General features: G+C 56.1%; 2 protein-coding genes and 1 pseudogene. All 3 read left to right on the top strand.

The window, feature by feature from the left end; all coding sequences use genetic code 11:
- Window positions 1–86 precede the first annotated feature (86 nt).
- Complete coding sequence (tnpB, locus tag CKW15_RS27740; RefSeq protein ID WP_258668279.1) at window positions 87–446, top strand: IS66 family insertion sequence element accessory protein TnpB; 360 nt, start codon at window positions 87–89, stop codon at window positions 444–446.
- Window positions 447–463: 17 nt separating this feature from the next.
- Window positions 464–2,008, top strand: coding sequence for an IS66 family transposase (locus CKW15_RS27735; RefSeq protein ID WP_095153079.1), 1,545 nt, complete (start codon window positions 464–466; stop codon window positions 2,006–2,008).
- Window positions 2,009–2,063: 55 nt separating this feature from the next.
- A pseudogene (locus CKW15_RS29245) lies at window positions 2,064–2,162 on the top strand (transposase domain-containing protein); the annotation flags it as partial.
- Window positions 2,163–2,199 lie beyond the last annotated feature (37 nt).

Raw genomic sequence — 2,199 nt, 5'->3', positions numbered from 1 at the left:
GGTAAGCGCTCCATGAAGCCCACATTCCAAGCCGAAATCTGATACCCGATGCTGTACTCCCAATTTCTTTCCGGAGCCAGCCCGTCATGATGCGACCCGACGCCAAAGTCGAAAAAGTGTATCTCTACCCCAAGCCCGTCGACTTCCGAAAATCCATCGACGGTCTGGCCGCCCTGGTCGAGCTGGATATTAAAGTCGCCGTTTTCGACCCGGTGCTTTTCGTATTTCTGAATCGCCACCGTAACCGAGTGAAGATCCTTTATTGGGAGCGCAACGGCTTCTGTCTTTGGCTCAAGCGCCTGGAGTCTGAGCGGTTCAAAACGTCGCCTGACGCCACCGACGAAGCCATCGTCTTGAGTGTCCAAGAACTGAACTGGCTGCTCGACGGCTTTGATCTCTGGCGCAACCGTCCGCATCAGGTTCTGACTCCACGTTTCGTGGCTTAACCCGGTATAATCCGGGCATGACTTTCATGCCCGACGACCTTCCAGACGATCCTGTTTTGCTCAAGCAAATGTTGCTTGAGGCATTCAGTCGTCAAGAGGAAGTGGCTCAGTCCTACCAGACCCACATCGTCGATTTGAAAGAACAGATCAAGTTGCTGCGCGACCGTCTGTTCGGACGTAAATCCGAACAGACCGTTGAGCCCAACACGCCGCAACTGGCTCTTTTCAACGAGCCAGAAAGCGAACCGATATCTCTCATCGTCGATATCGAAGAAGAAGTCGTTGCACCGACCCCGCGCCGTGGCAAACGCAAACCATTGTCGGCTGACCTGCCGCGTATCGAAGTCATCCACGAACTGCCTGAACACGAACTGACCTGTGCCTGCGGTTGCCGCAAACACGCCATCGGCGAAGAAACCAGCGAGCAACTGGACATCGTGCCAATGCAGATCCGGGTGATCAAACACATCCGCAAGGTTTACGGTTGCCGTGGTTGTGAAACGGCTCCAGTCACCGCCGACAAACCCGCCCAACTCATCGAAAAGAGCATGGCCAGCCCGAGTGTGCTGGCGATGCTGTTGACCACCAAGTATGTCGATGGCTTGCCGCTGCATCGTTTTGAGACGGTATTGAGCCGACACGGTATCGATATCCCACGTCAGACGCTGGCACGTTGGGTTATCCAGTGCGGTGAGCACTTGCAGCCGCTGCTGAATTTGATGCGCGACCGCTTACTGGAAAGTCCAGTCATCCACTGTGATGAGACTCGCGTCCAGGTACTCAGAGAACCGGATCGAGATCCGACCAGCCAGTCCTGGATGTGGGTGCAGGCCAGCGGCCCGCCGGATCGAAAAGTCGTGCTGTTCGACTACACCTCCAGCCGTGCGCAGGAAGTGCCATTGCGCTTGCTGGAAAGTTATCGCGGCTACGTGATGACCGACGATTACGCAGGTTATAACGCGTTGGCGTTGCAACCGGGGGTGGAACGCCTGGCGTGCATGGCCCATGTCCGGCGCAAGTTCGTCGATGCGCAAAAGGTGCAGCCCAAGGGCAAGACGGGGCGTGCCGATATCGCGCTGACCTTGATTAACAAGTTGTATGGCGTCGAGCGCGAACTCAAGGACACCAGCGATGAACAGCGTTTTATTGGTCGTCAGGAAAAGAGCTTGCCGATCCTGGGTCAGTTGAAAAGTTGGCTGGAGAAAACGCAGCCACAGGTGACGCCACAAAGTGTGCTGGGCAAGGCCGTGAATTATCTGGCCAGCAACTGGAGCCGGCTGGAACGCTACGTGGAGGCTGGGTTTTTACCGATCGACAACAACCCGGCAGAGCGTGCAATAAAACCGTTTGTGATCGGGCGCAAGGCATGGCTGTTCAGCGATACGCCTAAAGGCGCTACCGCGAGTGCCCAGATCTACAGCTTGGTCGAGACCGCCAAGGTCAACGGCCAGGAACCCTATACGTGGCTGCGCCACGTACTGGAGCGACTGCCACATGCGCAGTCGGTGCCCGACTACGAAGCGCTACTGCCGTGGAACTGCTCACCGGAAATGCCAAGGTAAACCAGAACTCCATCCTGAAGTAGGTGGGGTTTATGGATCACGTACGCTAAATGCGTGGCTGCGCCACGCACTTGAACGGTTACCGCAAGCCGCCGCAGCAGAAGACTTCGAAGCCTTGCTGCCGTGGAACTGCACACCGCAAATACCAAGATAGCTATACACCCCACCTTTAAAATGTGGGGTTCATGGAT

Origin of the sequence: Pseudomonas sp. Irchel s3b5 (genome assembly GCF_900187435.1) — a bacterium.
In the GTDB taxonomy this organism is placed as follows: domain Bacteria; phylum Pseudomonadota; class Gammaproteobacteria; order Pseudomonadales; family Pseudomonadaceae; genus Aquipseudomonas.
Note: the sequence above shows the minus strand (reverse complement) of the source record. Positions and strands in the feature narration are given on the sequence as shown.

What these genes read in the sequence shown, in the direction of transcription:
- tnpB (WP_258668279.1), top strand. Translation starts at nt 87, where the DNA reads ATGATGCGACCCGACGCCAAAGTCGAAAAAGTGTATCTCTACCCCAAG.
- CKW15_RS27735 (WP_095153079.1), top strand. Translation starts at nt 464, where the DNA reads ATGACTTTCATGCCCGACGACCTTCCAGACGATCCTGTTTTGCTCAAG.